17 protein-coding genes are annotated in these 18051 nt (G+C 48.6%); 4 read left to right on the forward strand and 13 right to left on the reverse strand.

Going from position 1 to position 18051, the window contains the following annotated elements; all coding sequences use genetic code 11:
• Window positions 1–53: 53 nt before the first annotated feature.
• The 8 genes from hpt to pth all read right to left on the reverse strand — a co-directional run bounded on the left by hpt (window position 54) and on the right by pth (window position 9274).
• Window positions 54–599, reverse strand: coding sequence for a hypoxanthine phosphoribosyltransferase (hpt, locus tag LBCZ_RS12015; protein ID WP_025013385.1), 546 nt, complete (start codon window positions 597–599; stop codon window positions 54–56).
• Window positions 599–1906, reverse strand: a complete 1308-nt coding sequence (gene tilS / locus LBCZ_RS12020; RefSeq protein ID WP_025013384.1) for a tRNA lysidine(34) synthetase TilS — start codon at window positions 1904–1906, stop codon at window positions 599–601. The genes hpt and tilS overlap by 1 nt, the downstream gene beginning before the upstream one ends.
• Window positions 1907–2009: 103 nt before the next feature.
• Window positions 2010–2498: a S1 domain-containing RNA-binding protein gene (locus LBCZ_RS12025; protein WP_025013383.1), complete on the reverse strand. Its 489-nt coding sequence runs from the start codon at window positions 2496–2498 to the stop codon at window positions 2010–2012.
• A 208-nt stretch (window positions 2499–2706) separates the two neighbouring features.
• Complete coding sequence (locus LBCZ_RS12030; RefSeq protein WP_025013382.1) at window positions 2707–3108, reverse strand: FtsB family cell division protein; 402 nt, start codon at window positions 3106–3108, stop codon at window positions 2707–2709.
• Window positions 3109–3200: 92 nt separating this feature from the next.
• Window positions 3201–3464, reverse strand: coding sequence for an RNA-binding S4 domain-containing protein (locus LBCZ_RS12035; protein WP_010491289.1), 264 nt, complete (start codon window positions 3462–3464; stop codon window positions 3201–3203).
• A 4-nt stretch (window positions 3465–3468) separates the two neighbouring features.
• Window positions 3469–5043 carry a putative polysaccharide biosynthesis protein gene (locus tag LBCZ_RS12040; RefSeq protein ID WP_039639941.1) on the reverse strand — a complete coding sequence of 525 codons (1575 nt, stop codon included), beginning with the start codon at window positions 5041–5043 and terminating at the stop codon, window positions 3469–3471.
• A 72-nt stretch (window positions 5044–5115) separates the two neighbouring features.
• Window positions 5116–8643, reverse strand: a complete 3528-nt coding sequence (gene mfd, locus LBCZ_RS12045) for a transcription-repair coupling factor (protein WP_025013381.1) — start codon at window positions 8641–8643, stop codon at window positions 5116–5118.
• Between the two features lie 73 nt (window positions 8644–8716).
• Window positions 8717–9274: an aminoacyl-tRNA hydrolase gene (gene pth / locus LBCZ_RS12050; protein ID WP_025013380.1), complete on the reverse strand. Its 558-nt coding sequence runs from the start codon at window positions 9272–9274 to the stop codon at window positions 8717–8719.
• Between the two features lie 474 nt (window positions 9275–9748).
• On the opposite strand from pth, the gene LBCZ_RS12055 reads away from it, so the two are divergent.
• The 4 genes from LBCZ_RS12055 (at window position 9749) to LBCZ_RS12070 (ending at window position 14335) form a co-directional block, all read left to right on the forward strand.
• The gene (locus LBCZ_RS12055) at window positions 9749–10756 is read left to right on the forward strand and encodes an L-lactate dehydrogenase (protein ID WP_003662706.1); all 1008 of its coding nucleotides are present in this window, start codon (window positions 9749–9751) and stop codon (window positions 10754–10756) included.
• 307 nt (window positions 10757–11063) lie between these two features.
• Window positions 11064–12434 (forward strand): L,D-transpeptidase family protein, encoded by a 1371-nt coding sequence (locus LBCZ_RS12060; RefSeq protein ID WP_025013379.1) that lies wholly within the window; start codon window positions 11064–11066, stop codon window positions 12432–12434.
• A 214-nt stretch (window positions 12435–12648) separates the two neighbouring features.
• On the forward strand, window positions 12649–13314 hold the full coding sequence (gene cbpA, locus LBCZ_RS12065; RefSeq protein WP_010491258.1) for a cyclic di-AMP binding protein CbpA: 666 nt from the start codon (window positions 12649–12651) through the stop codon (window positions 13312–13314).
• A gap of 322 nt (window positions 13315–13636) precedes the next feature.
• Window positions 13637–14335, forward strand: coding sequence for a L,D-transpeptidase (locus tag LBCZ_RS12070; protein WP_025013378.1), 699 nt, complete (start codon window positions 13637–13639; stop codon window positions 14333–14335).
• A gap of 69 nt (window positions 14336–14404) precedes the next feature.
• On the opposite strand, the gene LBCZ_RS12075 is transcribed toward LBCZ_RS12070, so the two are convergent.
• The 5 genes from LBCZ_RS12075 to LBCZ_RS12095 form a co-directional block, all read right to left on the reverse strand.
• Window positions 14405–14788 carry a type II toxin-antitoxin system PemK/MazF family toxin gene (locus LBCZ_RS12075; protein WP_005686631.1) on the reverse strand — a complete coding sequence of 128 codons (384 nt, stop codon included), beginning with the start codon at window positions 14786–14788 and terminating at the stop codon, window positions 14405–14407.
• Window positions 14789–14806: 18 nt separating this feature from the next.
• Window positions 14807–15055 (reverse strand): antitoxin, encoded by a 249-nt coding sequence (locus LBCZ_RS12080; protein WP_025013377.1) that lies wholly within the window; start codon window positions 15053–15055, stop codon window positions 14807–14809.
• A gap of 98 nt (window positions 15056–15153) precedes the next feature.
• Window positions 15154–16293, reverse strand: a complete 1140-nt coding sequence (gene alr, locus LBCZ_RS12085) for an alanine racemase (RefSeq protein ID WP_025013376.1) — start codon at window positions 16291–16293, stop codon at window positions 15154–15156.
• Complete coding sequence (acpS, locus tag LBCZ_RS12090) at window positions 16280–16654, reverse strand: holo-ACP synthase (RefSeq protein WP_039639939.1); 375 nt, start codon at window positions 16652–16654, stop codon at window positions 16280–16282. Before acpS ends, alr begins: the two co-directional genes overlap by 14 nt.
• Window positions 16655–16840: 186 nt before the next feature.
• A complete protein-coding gene (locus LBCZ_RS12095; protein ID WP_039638840.1) occupies window positions 16841–17893 on the reverse strand; it encodes an IS30 family transposase in 1053 nt (350 codons plus the stop codon).
• Between the last annotated feature and the right edge of the window lie 158 nt (window positions 17894–18051).

Raw genomic sequence — 18051 nt, forward strand, 5'->3', positions numbered from 1 at the left:
TCCGGCAACATTCAATTAGTACCTTATATACTACCACAAACACGGCGCACAGATTAAGATTTTGCCGCGTAGACTTCTGGTTTTAATACCCCAATATAAGGCAAATTACGATAACGTTCTGCGTAATCCAAACCATAACCGACCACAAACTCATTAGGCACCGTGGTTCCCACGTAATCTGCCTGAACATCGACCACGCGTCCCTCCGGCTTGTCCATCAAGGCGCAAATCCGCACAGACTTCGCTTGACGGGTTTTAAAGATATCGGTTAAGTATTTCAGGGTTCGACCGGTATCGACAATATCTTCTACGATCAAAACGTTCCGATCCTTCACACTTGCATCAAGATCCTTGATAATCTTGACTTCGCCACTAGATTCGGTCGCGTCACTGTAGCTAGACACATCCATAAAGTCAAGTTCCATATAGTCATCAATCTCACGGACAAGATCAGTCATGAACATAATGGCACCTTTTAAGATGCACACCACTAAGGGGTTCTTCCCTGCGTAATCACGCTTGAGTTCAGCGCCGAGCCGCGCCGTGATGGCATGGATGTCGTCTTGAGAGTACAACACCTTTAAAATATCGGGATTCATCATCTATCCTCACTTCTGTCAACATCTGGCAAGTGCACCAGTACAACATGGAGTATATCAGTTTGAGCTGGGGGCGACAATCGTTCTAAAGGCTGACCTTCAATCCAAAAAACCTGATGGTCCTGCGCCAATAAAAGTAATTGATCACGTTGACTTGCCGGCACTTTTTCATTAATAAAAAACCGCCGCAATTTCTGGGTCACCCCATTTGGCAGCCGAACTTGATCACCGGCTTGACGGGTACGCAATGTCACCGGCAACCGCACCTGTACCGGCATGCCTTCGCAATGCAATGCCTCTGTTTGTAAACTAAACGTTCCACGCGGGGTTTTCACAGTCTGCCCAATCTGCGTAAACGTCACTGGGGTCATTGCCGGTTGCAAAACTAGCTCCCTGATCCGGCCGTTCTGAACGACAATGCTAACGCCGGCGCCAAGGTCAAAGTGGTGTTCACTTTGAGCAAACAAATGGTGCATAACCTCTGGCAGTAGTTTTTCGTCAACTTCGGGCTGCCACTGCCGCAACATTCTTTTTAAAAGCACAAGCTGCGCCGCTTTTTTCAGACGCGTCGCTGCTTGCCAGTCAATCGTCACCGGATCTATTTGCAGATACCGCTGCCATCGATCGGCTTCGGCTTCTGCCAGTGCCAACATCCCCGCCTGCTCCACCGTAAACCGTTGAATGTGCGCCAACAATTGCGGATTTTGCCTTTTATATGCGGGAATGACCTCGTGGCGCAATTGATTGCGAGCATAACGGGTATCGTTATTCGAGGCATCATCACGAAATTCAATGTCGTGCGCCTGAGCATATGCCCGAAGCGCGGCCTTACTGTAACCTAACAAGGGGCGAACCAACCGTTTCCCATGCCACGACTGATCTGCCCGAATGCCAACCAACGCGGCCGGATCGCCGGAGCGTCCCAGCCGAAACAAGACTGTTTCAAGTTGGTCATCGGCATGATGGGCAGTCATGACCACGGTCGCATGCTGTGTCTCGGCACTTGCAGCCAAAAACTCATAGCGTGCCTGACGCGCCGCCGCTTCGCTCGCAGTATCCGTCGACTCGCGGTGCCAAACACCGGTGACAACGGGAACCTGATACTGTGCTGCAGCCGCCACCACAAATGCTTGTTCCTGGCGACTTTCCGACCGCAAGCGGTGATCAAAAGTGGCCACAACCACATCCAGATCCGGTGCCCGAACCGCCAGATCCAACAGCACCATTGAGTCAACGCCGCCGGAAACGGCCACAAGCACACGGGTATGCGGTGCGAAACCGAATGTTTGAAAAAGTTTCGGGCTCATACGTCTCCTCCACGTTAACCTCGTTTCAGCATTAAGTCAGTCAAAAAAGGCAATCCAAGAAAATAGGCCCAGAACAAATCATAATTTGTCCCAGACCCGATTTCTAACTGCGCCGACCGCCTCGGCCGCCGCGTTTGCCTTCGGTATTACGACGAAGAACACTTAACCGATCTTCGCTTTCTTTCAAATAACCGGACATCATCGCGTCAAAATCACCTTTAGCCGGTTGTTGGGCTTTATGGCCAAAGTGATTGCCACCATTGCGGGCACCACCACCCTGGAACCGATTATTGCCCGGATGCGCTGACGGCGCGTGCCGGCCTTCATGATGATTGTTCTCATGTTCACGCTGTTGCGGCTTATCAACCGCTTTCCGGATAGACAGGCCAATCTTACCATCTTGGATCGAAAGAACTTTAACCGTCACCGGTTCGCCAACATGCAACACATCATGAATGTCTTTGACATAAGCATCAGAGACCTCGCTGATATGCACCAATCCGGTTTTCCCATCGCCTAACTCAACGAATGCACCGAATTTCGTGATCCCGGTGACCTTACCAGTCACTTTCGTACCAACTTCAACTGCCATAAAAAAAGAAGTCCTCCTAATTAAATGTGTCTATAAGTATAGCATGGGTAACAAGACACGCAAGCAGCGCGTGAACCTGTCACAATCAAAACTGTATGCCACTTTCGCACGCTTCAAGCATACCACTCAATCACAAACCAACAAACTACCGAAACCTGACAACATCCATTCGCCGACACAAAAGCTGCACCAATCAGGGCCAAAAAGCTCATTGACTGACATTCAGATTCGGAATCTTATTGGCTTTATCCGGCAAGTTAAAAATCACCTCACCGGGTTTTGAATACAGATATTTCTCCCGAATCAATTTGGCCGTGTAGTCATCATTGTGAAGCTGATCAACCTGGACTTTAAGTGCCGCTTTGTTGGCCTTTAGTTTATCTAGATTAGCCTTGGCTTTCGTCACGGCATGATTGGTTTCACCCAGTGTCATTTGCGTCCGAACCACACTAAAGCCCCCCAGACCCAAAATTACCACCATCAGAATCAGCAAATTCCGAATGCGTTTCATATGTACCGCGTGTGCCCGGGACTTGGGCGCACGCTGCTTTTTTGCTGTGTGCTCACGCGTATACGCATTATTTAATTGACTGATATTATTCTTTGCCATCTGATCGCACCCTCGTTTTCACCAGCCACGTGTTACGACTTCAGTAAATCAAGTATAACAAATCAAAGGGGCTACAGACCAACAAATCCGCATTAAAATGTTTCTTTATAATTTTCTTTCAGCACCGTGTACATGTCTGCCGCATCGTTTTTCTTGGTTGTTTCGACCAAATCATCGGCGCGCACCGTCAGTGTTTTGTTGCCAAAGTTAATGACCAGCGTGTCGCCTACACTGACGTCGCTACTGGATTTGGCCACTTTACCATTAATCGTGATGCGTCCTTTGTCGGCAATCTCTTTTGCCACGGTGCGTCGTTTGATAATTCGGGAAACTTTGAGAAACTTGTCTAACCGCATATCTTTACCTCGCTTTTATTTTTCGTACAAATTTTAAATACTTTTTACCGCCGGGCAGATCAAGCATTTCGCGCAACGTCAAAAGTTTGAACCAGGTACCTGTCAGTAAAAAGACGATGACGCCAAGAACCACGCCTAATAAGGTAACACCAAGCGCAACCAGCCGTGAGCTCAGCGGAATCCACCCAACTGCCAGGTAAACCGCCAACACCATGAGACCGGTCACTGCAAGCAATTTTGGCACAAACAGCCGCAGCGCACTTCTGCCTTTGATCGTCTCAGGAACGGCATAATAAATCAAGCAAAGGATCACGCCCAATGCCAGAATGGTTGCACCACTGGCGCCGGCCGTCCCAAACCGGGCAACCAGCGGCTGGTTAATCCCGGCCTTGATCAAAATACCGATCAGCAGCGCCACGCTAATGCCCTTATACCGATCCAAGCTCTGCAAGATGGCGTTATACGCATTAATCATGGCAACAACGGCAATCGCAATGGCATACAATTGTAAGACAAACGCGCCGGCGGTATCGCCAAAAAGCAGTAAATCAATTGCCGGCATCAAAACCGCCAACCCGGAAGTCGCCGCAAGTGCAAAAGCTAAATTAAAATGCACCAATTCTGCGCCACGTTGAATAAATTGCCGACGTTGCTGTAGCTGGCGCGCCTGGGTCAGACTAGGCAGCAAAGTTGTGGACAGTGAAGCCGCCACCACAAGCCCCAACTGAACAAGGGGTTGGCCACGGTCATAGATCCCTTTTAAACTTTTGGCCGTTGCCATGGCAATACCGGAACTGGTCAAACCTTTTGTCACCGTGAAGCTGTCAACCAATTGTAACAAAATCAGCAGCGCGGCATACAGTGTAATCGCGCCGCCTTCCCTGACGAAGCGACTAATCAGGTGGGCATATGCCTGAACGCCAGGAAAACGAAAGCGGCGGCGACCAAATATCCGGTGATACGGCCGCCACAATGTCAGCACTGCTGCCAAGCCGCCAAAAAAGGCCCCGCTCATGGCAATCGCACCCATCTGGTAGACACTCCAATGATATTGGACGAACCACCATGCCGCCAATAAGATCACGCCAACCCGAACAATCTGCTCAACCACTTGGCTCGTAGCCGTTTTCACCATATCGAACGTCCCTTGAAAATAACCGCGTCCCGTCGCCAAAACCGGCATCGTCAGGAACATAAACGCCACGATTTGGATTAACGGTAACAGTTCGGGATCAGCCATCGCACGGGCAATTTCCTGACCAAAAAATTCAAGGCCCAAAAACAACCCCCACGAAACCCAGTTCAAAATCACGTTGCTCTGGTGAGCCACCATTAACTTTGCTTCGTCACCGTCAGCTTCCGCGACAAGTTTGGAAATATAAACCGGAAATCCGGACAACGCAAACGTCATCCCTAGCCCGTAGATAGGGTAGATTTGCTGATAAGTGTAAAATCCCGTGTCGCCAACCATATTCTGAAATGGCACCCGGTAAACTGCGCTGAGGATCTTGGCAATCAGTGAGCTGAGGCTCAAGATCCATGCACCGCGCATTAAATACTTCATTTGTTGATTATGCATGGTGGTCTCCTGTTAACATGGTCACAGCTGACCGCTCGATTCGCGAAACCCTTGCTGGCCAATCATAAGGCATTAAGCTGCCGGCTTTTTCTCCGGCTGGGGATTGACAACGTTCACCAATCCCTGCATAAAAGCTGTCAGTTGCGCCAACCAGGTCTCGGCCTGCATGGTTTTAGGAATTGTCAACGTCACGGTCAGCTTACCATCAGCAATCGCAACCTGAGCTTTAAGCGTCGTTGCGGCCAACGCCTTAAAAATCGGCTCGCCTTGCGCTTTAGTGGTTGCTTGTGGCGATAACACAACTGCGATTTTTTGATCCGTCTTTTGTACGCTATTGACCCAAGCCAAGTCGGCAAACCGTTTGAGGTGCGCGATCGCAAGCAAGTTAGTCACCGGTTGCGGATAATCACCGAACCGATCAATCAAGTCTTCGCTGATTTCCGTTTCAGCTTCATCACTATCCGCTTCACGAATGCGCTTGTACAATTCGATTTTTTGCCGCGAATCAGCTACATAGTCGGTCGGCAAATAAGCTTCCAAGCCCAGATCGATTTCAGCATCGGTTTTCTGTGCCGTTTTAATCCCGCGCCGTTTATTCACCGCTTCTTGAAGCATCTGGGTGTACAGATCATAGCCAACCGAATCGATGAAGCCATGTTGCTGCTTGCCCAACAGATTGCCGGCTCCGCGAATCGACAGGTCACGCATGGCAATTTTGAAGCCACTGCCTAATTCCGTAAAATCTTTAATCGCCTGCAGTCGTTTTTCCGCCTCCTCATTAAGCACCTTCATCGGCTGATACATGAAGTAGGCATACGCTACCCGACTCGAACGACCGATCCGTCCCCGCAGTTGATACAACTGAGATAAGCCGTAATGATCGGCATTTTCGATAATTAACGTATTTGCATTTGGCATATCAACGCCGGTTTCGATGATCGTCGTTGTGACAAGCACATCATAGGCACCGTGCAGAAAATCATAAATGACGTTTTCCAGCTGCGTTTCGGTCATCTGCCCATGCGCGTAGCCGATACTGGCATCTGGCACCAGCTCTTCCAACTGACTCACGGTGCGCTCCATATCTTCCACCCGATTATGCAGGTAAAAGACCTGGCCGCCGCGCTCCATTTCGCGTTCAATTGCCTCGCGAATCACCCCGGGATTTTGCTCCATGACAAACGTCTGAATCGGGTAACGATTGGTCGGCGGTGTCTCGATGACACTCAGATCGCGCACGCCCAGCATCGACATATTCAAGGTACGCGGAATGGGAGTCGCCGTTAACGTTAAGACGTCCACATTGCTTTTCAGCTGCTTGATACGCTCCTTATGCTTAACACCAAAACGCTGCTCTTCATCGATGACCAGCAAACCAAGATCACGAAAAGCCACATCTTTTGACAACAACCGGTGTGTCCCGACGACAATGTCAATCGTGCCATTCTTCAAGGCTTTGATGGTCTCTTTATTTTGGTGCGGCGTCTGAAAACGAGATAGCAACCCGACTTTAATCGGAAAATCGGCAAAGCGTTCTTTCATGGTGTCAAAATGCTGCTGCGCCAAAATCGTCGTGGGCACCAAAATGGCCACCTGTTTGCCATAATCAATCGCTTTAAATGCTGCCCGCAACGCAACTTCGGTTTTGCCAAAGCCGACATCCCCGACAAGCAAGCGATCCATTGGCTTCGGTTTTTCCATGTCGCGTTTGATTTCTTTGGCTGACCGCAACTGATCCGGCGTCTCCGGATAAGGAAACTCGTCTTCAAATTTTTGCTGCAAGTCATCATCCGGGCCAAATGCATAGCCCTTTTCTGCTTCACGTTTGGCGTATAAATCAATCAACTCATCCGCAATGTCTTCAATGCGGGCCGCCACTTTGCGTTTGGTTTTCTGCCATTCGGTGCCACCTAACTTATTGACGCTTGGCGCCTTGCCGTCAGCGGAGACATATTTTTGCACCAGATTCAGCTGATCAACCGGAATAAAAAGCTTGTCGTTATTGCGGTAGACGATGGTGATGTAGTCGCGGTGAATGCCGTCGACTTCCATCGTCTCCATCCCGGTATACTGCCCAATCCCGTGATTCACGTGCACCACATAATCGCCAGGCTTCAGCTCATTGTAGCTGCGTAACCGCTCCGTATTGGCCAATGTCTGGTGCCGTGCCCGCCGTCGCTGCCGTGCATTGAACAACTCGTGCTCGGTGACAACGACCAGCTTCATGTCCGGCAGCTCGAAGCCATTCTTCAAACTGCCTTCCGTCAATTGAACTTGACCCGGCAATAAATGATTGGGTTCGGTCAGAACATTGCTAATTTCAAAATCTTTCAACGTTCCGCTCAGCTTATCTAGCCGATTCTTGTCCGCAATCAGAAAGACCACGGTTTGTTTTTGTTTCACCCAGCGATCGGTTTCTGTTTTGAGCAAGGGCATCTGACTAAAGAACTGTTGGACATTACGACTCGGCACATTGGTTAGGCTATCAAGCCGCAATTGTCCCATACCTTTTTGAAAAAGGCTTAAATACAGCCGTGGATGCGGTTCATGCTGATTAAGTTCTTGAATTTTTGGATTAGGTGTCTTGGGCAGCAACCGGCCTTCCGTTTGCAATTGAGCATACCACTCTGCGGTTTCCTGGACTAAATGGGTATCGCTATCCAGTAACCTGCTGTAATCGTCAAAGGCAACGAGTGCATCTGGTGTGAGGTAGTCAGTGATGCGCTGATGTTCCGGATAAAGTTCCGGTGCATACAGAGCCAGATTCTCTGGCCGCTCCAGTGCCTGCAGCTGTTGGCCGGTGGTTAAAAGTCCATCGGTGATTGCTTGTTTGGTATCCGCATCTTTGACCTTGGCCTTGTAAGCCGTTGCCTGCTTCACAAGACGCTCACCGGTTGCACTTAGCACCTGATCTGACGCGATCATATCGGTCGCCGGTGAAATCACGATGCGCGTCAGCTTTTTCAAACTACGCTGCGTCGCAATGTCAAAAGTGCGAATCGAATCGACGGCCGTATCAAATAATTCAATGCGAATCGGATCATCCTGATTGAGCGGATAGATATCAATAATGCCACCGCGAATGGCGAATTGCCCCGGCGCGCTAACCAGTGAATCGCGGCGATACCCCATTGCAATCAATTGCTTAGCAACATCTTGCGGCTCAAGCTCTGAATCCATATCGATGGTCAGCTCACTAGCCGCCCAAACCGCTGGCGCCGGCAAAATACGCTTGTACCCAGCCAGGCTGGTCACAATAATGCCAGGCTTACCGCTTTGCAAGAAAGTTAGTGCATTAATCCGATCATTGCGGGTCTCCGGTGAGCTCACTGCAACTTCAGCAGCCAGTACGTCTTCAACCGGAAAATCATAAACCAGCGCATCGCCTAATAAACTACTCAAGTCAGCCGCTAATTCATCCGCATGAAAACGATTATTCTCGACAATCAGAAGTTGTTGCTGACGCTGTTGCAAGAGCGCGCCAAAAAAGACCGTCTTGGCGGAACCCGAAAGCCCTGTCACCAAATGACGGCCGGTTTTGAGTTTAGGCCATAATGCCGACAGTTCTGGATCTGCCTGCACCATGTCGATCAAATTCATCGCTTCACCTACTTCTTTCTTCTACTAAGTTTACCTAATCGGCCGCGTGCGATCACGAACAAGCCACCGACTTTTAATTAAACTTATTCATCAGTTGCGGAAACGGCATGCCATTTAGCCAGTCTTCCAACGCATCATCTGCTCTGGTAATGGCCTCATCGATCGTTGGCTGATCAGCTTGGGAAAAGGGCGTGAGCACCCAGTCAACAACCCGCTGACGCTGAGGGTGTTGAATGCCGATTTTCAACCGGTAAAATTCATCGCTGCCGGTTGCGCTAATAATATCCTTGATCCCGTTATGGCCGCCTGCTGAACCGCGTTGCCGCAACCGTAATTTGCCGAGCGTCAGATCCATGTCATCATGAACCACCAGGATTTCGTCTAACCGAATTTGATAAAACATCATCAGTTCGCGTACGGCCCGCCCTGAAGCATTCATATAAGTCTGGGGCTTCACCAAAAACACTTTTTCATCATGAATCCGGGTAGTCGCCGTGGCAGCATCAAATTCAAGCTTATCAAGTTTGAGTCCCAAACGTTTAGCCAGTTCGTCTACAACCATAAAACCCATGTTGTGTTTGGTTCCTGCATATTTTCGTCCGGGATTACCCAGACCCACGATCATTTTCATTTTGTCTCCTTAAATTAAAGCTTTTCTCTCAACGGCTACCGATTACGCACGACTGGCACCTTTTTTGCAACACCAGCAAGCTGCCGCCTTTTTCACGCGCCAATTCTTGCGTAACCAAGCCAAGCGAAGGACACCAAACACTAACCAACATCACAAGGTTAAGCGCTTGGTGTCACTTCGCTATACACCGTCATCCACATACTGGGACGTGAATTTCTATTAGTATGCAGTATAACACATCAGGACTGATTAACTGTGCACATTCATTTTGTGAACTGTTAAGCTTTTAGTCCTCGTGAAAATCGCTCATGCAAGCGTTTTCGTTCCTGAAAGCGAGCTTGTCACAGGATTCACAAGTCTTGCTATTGTAAGGCTGAGCGCGACTTTTTAACCATGGCAAAATTATGAAAAAGTCTGTCAATTTTGTTTCGGCGAATTGATAATGTGTTATACTCACAATGAAATGCAGTTTGCATGCACATAAGAAAGGATGATATCACCGTGGCAAGTATTACGGATAAGGATCACCAAAAAGTTATTCTCGTTGGTGACGGCGCCGTTGGTTCAAGTTATGCCTATGCAATGGTATTGCAAGGTATTGCACAAGAAATCGGGATCGTTGACATTTTTAAGGACAAGACGAAGGGTGACGCGATTGACTTAAGCAACGCGCTGCCATTCACCAGCCCAAAGAAGATTTATTCAGCTGAATACAGCGATGCCAAGGATGCTGATCTGGTTGTTATCACTGCTGGTGCTCCTCAGAAGCCAGGCGAAACCCGCTTGGATCTGGTTAACAAGAACTTGAAGATCTTGAAGTCCATTGTTGATCCGATTGTGGATTCTGGCTTTAACGGTATCTTCTTGGTTGCTGCCAACCCAGTTGATATCTTGACCTATGCAACTTGGAAACTTTCCGGCTTCCCGAAGAACCGGGTTGTTGGTTCAGGTACTTCATTGGATACCGCACGTTTCCGTCAGTCCATTGCTGAAATGGTTAACGTTGATGCACGTTCGGTCCACGCTTACATCATGGGTGAACATGGTGACACTGAATTCCCTGTATGGTCACACGCTAACATCGGTGGCGTTACCATTGCCGAATGGGTTAAAGCACATCCGGAAATCAAGGAAGACAAGCTTGTTAAGATGTTTGAAGACGTTCGTGACGCTGCTTACGAAATCATCAAACTCAAGGGCGCAACCTTCTATGGTATCGCAACTGCTTTGGCACGTATCTCCAAGGCTATCCTGAACGATGAAAATGCTGTTCTGCCACTGTCCGTTTACATGGATGGTCAATATGGCTTGAACGACATCTACATCGGTACCCCAGCTGTGATCAACCGCAATGGTATCCAGAACATTCTGGAAATTCCATTGACCGACCACGAAGAGGAATCCATGCAGAAATCTGCTTCACAATTGAAGAAGGTTCTGACTGATGCCTTCGCGAAGAACGACATCGAAACCCGTCAGTAATCATCATCATGACTGAGTCTAGAACAGCCGGGCAACTGCCCGGTTGTTCTTTTTTTAATCTCGAAAATGATTAGGGACTTTAGCGCATTTCTCTCGCTTGGCAGCATCCTGAAAGTATAATGTTTTTTTAAAGTTGTCAGATGCCGCTCCGCTAATGGTTAACACACCCGAAATGCCTATAGCTGAACGAGGCGTACCGCTTTTAATTCTGGGCTTGTTACCTTATAATGGGCAAGAACAATGTCATTTTTTTGAGGAAGTGCTTGCTACGAAACAGGAACAAACAAGGAGCAGGAGGCAGCGATCAGTGAATAAGAATAAACGGTGGCTCCTCGTTGTCGGCGCGCTAGTCGTTCTTCTAGGCGGGTTTTATATCGTCCGGAGCATGCACTATCGCGATCATTTTTTACCTAACACGGAAATTCTGGGAATTGATGTATCAGGTCAATCGGTTAATGCGGCCAATAAGAAGCTGGTACAACAGTTCAATGAGCGCCAATATACGTTTGTTGAAGGCAATAAAAAAGTCATGAAGGTCAAAGGCCGAGCCCTGGGCTTAAGCCAGGATTTCAAAAAGGGTCTCAATCAGGCACTGAATAAGCAAAATCCGTGGTTGTGGACCACTTCGATTTTTGCGGGTCAAAAGACTCATGCTGATGAGGATCCTTCGATTAACAGTGTTTCCCTAAAACAGTTTGCGGACACCACTGCCAATAAACTGAACCAAGGACGCCAGGAACCGGTCAATGCCAAACTCGTTGCAGATGGCACCCAGTTCAAGATTCAAAAAGAAGTCAACGGTAATCAGATTGACGCTGATAAACTTGCTAAAACGGTGACGACCGCCTTGGATAATCATCGGCAAACCGTTAATTTAACGGATACGTACAAAAAGCCGACCGTTAAGGCGTCTGACAGTAGTCTGCAAACGACAGAACGGGATATGAATAAGCTTGCCGGAACCAAAGTATCCTTGCAAATTCAGTCCAAGACCGTCACAGTTCCTCAAGCAACCGTGATGAGCTGGGTTACCAACGACAACGGCAAGGCAACAGTCTCCAGTCAGGCCATTACCAATTATGTCTCGACGCTATCACAGCAGTACAGCACCATTAATAAGACCCGGCAGTTTAACTCGCAACAGCAAGGGACAGTTTCGGTTCCTGCTGGCACGTATGGCTGGAGCATTAATGTCACCTCGACCGCAGCGATGATTCTTGCCAGCGTCAAAGCTGGACAGGATCTTAACAAGGAAGTCGTCCACAGCGGTTCCGGTTACGCAACTGACGGCGATATCGGCAAAACCTACGTTGAAGTTTCAAAAGAGAAACAACACGAATGGTTCATTAAAGATGGGAAGGTCGTCATGGATTCCGATATCGTAACCGGTAAGCCGAGCCAGGAAACCCCATCTGGTGTCTTCTATGTTTGGTCGAAGCAACGTAATGCAACGTTGCGCGGTAAAAATGATGACGGCAGCTCCTATGCCAGCCCGGTTTCTTACTGGATGCCAATCGATTACACGGGTGTCGGTCTTCACGACAGCCCGTGGCAACCTAAATACGGTGGCGATTGGTACAAGGAACACGGTTCTCACGGCTGTGTCAACAACCCGCCTGATTTCATGGCGAAGTTATATGCCGCAGTTGATGAAGGAACGCCGGTTATCATTTATTAAGCTTTCCAATCTATATCATCTTAGTCAGCAACAATTAACATCGGCTCATGTGACGCACCCGTCTGCTGAGCCGATTTTTTGTGCCCAATTGTGAAGCAACATCCGGCGGTGACTTTTTACTCGGAAAGACCGTTACACCGTCAAAAAACTATGGTATCATAGGACAAGATTAGAACATTTTAATAAAGTGTGCACCTTTGATGGAGGAAAACGAATGTTAATTAAGTCGTTAGTATTAAAAAAGGAATTCCTGACCACTGTCAAGGAAACAGTCACCCTTGAAGAAGCATTGAAGATCCTTGAAGACTCCGGCTTTCGTTGTGTGCCGATCTTGGATGAAAGCGGCACGATCTTCCGCGGCAATATTTACAAGATGCATATCTATCGCCATAAGTCCCAAGGCGGCGATATGAGTCTGCCGGTTACTTATCTGCTGAAGAATGCGACCAAGACGATTCCGGTGAATGCCCCATTTTTCAAAGTCTTCTTCAACATCAAGGATCTGCCTTACATCGCGGTCTTGGACGAAAATGCCAACTTTTACGGGATTCTCACACATGCCAAATTGCTTGGGATGCTGTCTGAGGCTTGGAACGTTGACGTTGGCTCCTATGTTCTGACCGTGATGTCCACCGGCGAACGCGGCGACTTGGCAAAAATGAGCAAGATTTTGGCTAAGTATGTGTCCATTTCCGGTTGTATCACCTTGGATGCCAAACGCGACGAATTCGTCCGCCGTACCTTGTTCACATTACCTGCAGGGACCGATGAAAACACGTTAAATGAAATTGTCTCACGCCTGGAGAAAAAGAGTTTCCGCGTGGTTGAAATTGACGATCTGCAATCCGGACAGCCGATTCGGGTAGATGAAGAATTGTAATCCGATTTTAAAAAGCTCGGCAACGTTATGACTACTGCCGAGCTTTTTTATATGGTGAGCGTGAACCGGCGCGGTCAGAAGCTGGAGCGTAAGTGGCCTTGAAGCCTAAATGGCTGGGCTTTGGCCATCTAGGCTTCAAGGTCCTTACACACGCAAGCTTCTGTGCCGGTGAACGCGTATGGCGCGCATTTCTCGCTGCTTAGATCGCCTATTAGCATTGGCGCCAATTCGGTTTACTGGTTTAAGCAGTGCAGATCCTTTATAATACGTTGGCATAAGTATCTAGGTCTAATGATCGTGACACGGGGGAGGAAAACCTCGCATGAAAACTCTGACGCATTTTTGGGATCGAATCGTCTTCACTGTTCGTTTCCTTCGTAGCCATCATTTCAAACCAAAATTTCGCAAGCAGCTGTTTTTCTTCGCGGTCTTGGTACCAGTATGTTTGGTGACCATCATCACCGGCCAACAAGTAGAAAAATCGGTTCCCGCTGCCACCATTTTTCGCACCGGAACAACACTCGCCAAGGTGAGCCAGTCTTCACATCAGCCTACTAGCAAAGTCGCTCTTAACGTGACAAAGAAAATCGACTGGCAAGCTCCCTCTGAAAATCAGCCTTATCCCGACTTGACGCAACACCCGCACCTTTCGCTGGTTGTCAGTTTGAACAAGCAACGGGTATTTGTTAAAGATGGTGCTAAAACCCTTTACACCATGTATGCTTCAACTGGTATCGACGACTCGACACCGCATGGGCACTTTAAGATTCAGTCTGAACGCGGCTATGACTTTTTCAATCCTGAAGAACAAATGGGCGCGCATTATTACACGAGCTTTTACTTACACGGGACCTACTTATTCCACACCGTGCCGACTGACGTCAACGGTCAATATATTGAATCTGAAGCGGCAAAGTTGGGCCAGAAACCCGGTTCACATGGCTGTGTACGCCTCAGTATTCCGGATGCCAAGTGGATTTTCGAAACCGTCCCAACTGGTACGCCAGTTGTTGTCGAATAAACCAAAAGCCGCACCCATCTCAATCAATTTATCACTGAGGTGGGGGCGGCTTTTTGCCAAAATATTGCGTTAATTTTTATTGTATGTTTTTGGTTTGGGCAAACTAACGAGCCCTACTGAAATTGCCAACGCACGGTCAACAGCCGCCATTTTTGCGCTTGATAAAGCCGTCACACGCGCCTGTAATCGCTGCTTATCGATGGTGCGAATCTGCTCTAGCAAAATCACCGAGTTACGTTCAACCCCATCTTGTTTTGCCCGTAAGCCAACATGAGTGGGCATCTTGGGTTTCTGAATCTTGGAGGTAATGGCCGCCACAATAACCGTAGGGCTGTAGTGGTTACCAACGTTATTTTGAATAATAAGTACAGGTCGATTGCCACCCTGTTCGGATCCAACAACCGGCGATAAATCGGCGAAGAATACATCTCCGCGTTTTACGGTTACATCCATGCTTTTGCCCCCCGTTGCTTATCGAATATGGGCGTATGCCTCACTTTCGCAGGCGGAGAAAGCATGACTGATCTCTGTATTGATCTGTCCCATGACAACGTAGCCGGAAATCAGCTGGTTGATATCGGGTGCTTGTGACTGCAAAAATTTGGCCACTGCTGTCGTGATCACATCTTGAGTATCCGTGTCATTCAACTCACAATAGGCATCTAACCGCGCCTTAATAGCAGCATCAAACGTTACCGTTACTGACGTTTGCTTCTTCATGACAACTTCCTCCAACTTCCCAAGTTCATGTTGCTACTTTATCACAAAATCGATTCAGGAGCTACCGCACTTAGCCAATCATCTGAAAAACTGCCTTGTTATTTGCCGATCAGATTGATGCTTTGCCGTTTTAACCGCGGCGTCAAATTGCAGGCAATTTCGTAATGAATCGTGTCGCTATACTTGGCGACATCTAAGAGCGTGATTTCCTGATCGCCGCTTTGCCCGATTAAAACGACTTTGGTGCCTGCCGGATAGGCTTTTGGTAGACGAATCATGAACTGATCCATGCAAATTCGGCCAACAATCTCGCAGGCATGGCCATCAACCAACACATGGAACCCTTGCAGCCGCCGCAGCCATCCATCAGCATACCCAATCGGAACGGTACCGATAAACTCGTCACCTTTAGCGCGATAGGTGACACCATAGGAAATACCGTCACCGGCATGAACCTGCTTGCAGTAAGTCAATTCACTTTCCAGTGACAAGGCAGGTTCCAGCGGGAAAGGTGTTGTCGGAATCGCATCACCAGATGGGTTCAGGCCATAAATCGCCACACCGTAGCGAATCATGTTGCCGTTACATGCTGCATGCCACAGACTGGTCGCCGAGTTCGAGACGTGCACGTACCGGGGCCGGGTTGGCAATAAGTCCACCATGTGATTAAACTTGGCCACTTGCTGTTTGAAATAGGCATCGTCCGGATCATCTGCTGTGGCAAAATGGGTGAAAATGCCTTCAACCGTAAACTGTTTGGGATGTTCCTGAATGAACTTCAGGGCATCCAAAAGTGCCTGATCTTCCGTAAAGCCAATCCGCCCCATTCCGGTATCCAACGCAAGATGAATGCGTAAAGGCGGCAACTCCGGTTGGGCTTCCAACACCGGTAACGCCTGCTCAAGCCATTCGACACTGCTAATCGGTAACGAAATCGTTTGTGCCGCAGCCATCGCAGCGTACTGGCTTGGCACAATGCCTAAAACCAGAATTGGCTCGACAAAATTGGCGTCCCGTAAATCTAACGCCTCGTCAAGCAGCGCCACACAAAAGCCGCTTGCGCCAGCGGCTTTCGCAACCCGTGCCACCCGCAACATGCCGTGACCATAAGCATCGGCTTTGACAACGGCAAAAAGTTGGGTCTTCTTTTTTAACCGCGCCACCTCATGCTGGACATTATGCAAAATAGCTGTTTCATCAATCAAAACTGTTGCTGGTCGGAAGTTACCGATCGTCACGTTCAGGACCTTCTTTTTCTAAAATTACCTCGGTGAACACCAAAGTTTCACTATGGGAAATGGAAACAAACGCATTGCCGGCAAATGGGTGTTTCGTCAGAATCGGCTTGCCAAGTTCGTTATTCAGAATTTCAACATCCTGCAAAGCGACCTTGCCTAGTCCGGTGCCGAAAGCTTTGGAATAAGATTCCTTAGCCGAAAACCGGCCAGAAAGATACTCAACAGCACGGCGGCCATCCAATTGTTGATAGTTTGCTAATTCTACGGGTGTCAGAATCTTCGCGGCGAATCCATGGTTCTTTTCCTGAGCGGCTTGAATTCGGTCTAAATCTGTCACATCAACCCCGATGCCATAAATCATACTTGGCCTCCAATACATTTGATAAAGTCATTTTAGCATGCTTTGATTAAAAATCGGCCATGTTCGGCAATTTGGCTGCTATATGTTGCCATGAAGAAACCGTAAATTGCAAGAACAAGTTAGCCAGTCGTTGAGGACAATCCCAGAACAGGCCGTTATCAAATAGAAGTTGTGGCGCTAGAGAGACTACTGGGCCATGCGGCGAACGCGCCGAGCTTCGGCCTCAAAGTTTTGCTGGGGTGTGCAGTAGCCCTGTTGTTTGCGAGGCAACTGATTCAAGCGGTCTTGCGTGGCCTGCACTTGACTAGGGCTAATGTCATCTAGGGACATGCCCTTAGGGAAGTCCTGGCGGATCATCCGGTTATGTGCCTCGTTGGTGCCACGGTCGCAGGACGTGTAAGGATGGGCGTAGAAGATCTCAGTTTCCGTCCCAGCAAAAGCAGTATTTAAGGCGGTGAACTCGGGTCCGTTGTCGGCTGTGATGGTCTTGATGCAAGCTCCCCATTCGCGCTTGATTCCACGCAATGCATAGCTCACAGAGTCTGCATCTCGTCCTTCGATCAAGCGGAGAAGTTGGCAACGGGTCTTGCGCTCAATCAGAGTCAAGATGACGCTCTCCTTGCCATTGCGTTTACCGACAATGGTATCCATCTCCCAGTGACCGAACTGCCTGCGTCGTTCAACGACCTTAGGCCGTTCCTCGATACTGCGGCCAGCCAGGCGCTTAGCCTTGGTGTGGTGCTGGTGAGAGGTCTTCCGCTTAGTCTTCTCCAACAGGTCGATATTTCGAATCTCTAGGCGTTGGTCGTCAATGTACTGGTACAAAGTCGAGGCACAAACAAGCTCTTCAGGAGTAAACAGCTTGTGTCGCTTGGCATAGCCGATTGAAGCATCCGGCGACCATTTGTCCTGCTTAGCTCGCTGTACGTACCAGGCTAAGAAGACCTGTACGCTGGCGAACTTGTCAGGACGATGGCAGCTCAAGCGTGCAGTCTCGTAACGTGCCTGAGCAGCCTCTGGCAGGTATTGTCGATGGTAGACGCGCTTGCCATTACTCTTCTTGACCTGATCTACTGTACCTCGCTTGATTTCATTATTAATGGTCTGCGGGCAGACGCCAATTTCAGCAGCAATCCAACGATTGGACTTCCCAGCTTGGTGGAATCCGGCCACTTTTCCGCGCTCGAGTGATGTTAAGTGCTGACCTTTTTGGCGGTGTGTGCTATCCTGTTTCTGCATCAAGACAATATCCTCTTCCATTGTTTGTGTAGGAACTTCAATGATACAGGATATCTGTTCTTGATGTTTTTTATTGTCCAAAAAATTTTGAGACAGTGGCTAACTTGATTCTAAAATGCGCGGCCATGAAGAAACCATTTTCTTTCCATAAAAAAGCA

Source organism: Lacticaseibacillus casei DSM 20011 = JCM 1134 = ATCC 393 (assembly GCF_000829055.1).
In the GTDB taxonomy this organism is placed as follows: Bacteria; Bacillota; Bacilli; order Lactobacillales; family Lactobacillaceae; genus Lacticaseibacillus; species Lacticaseibacillus casei.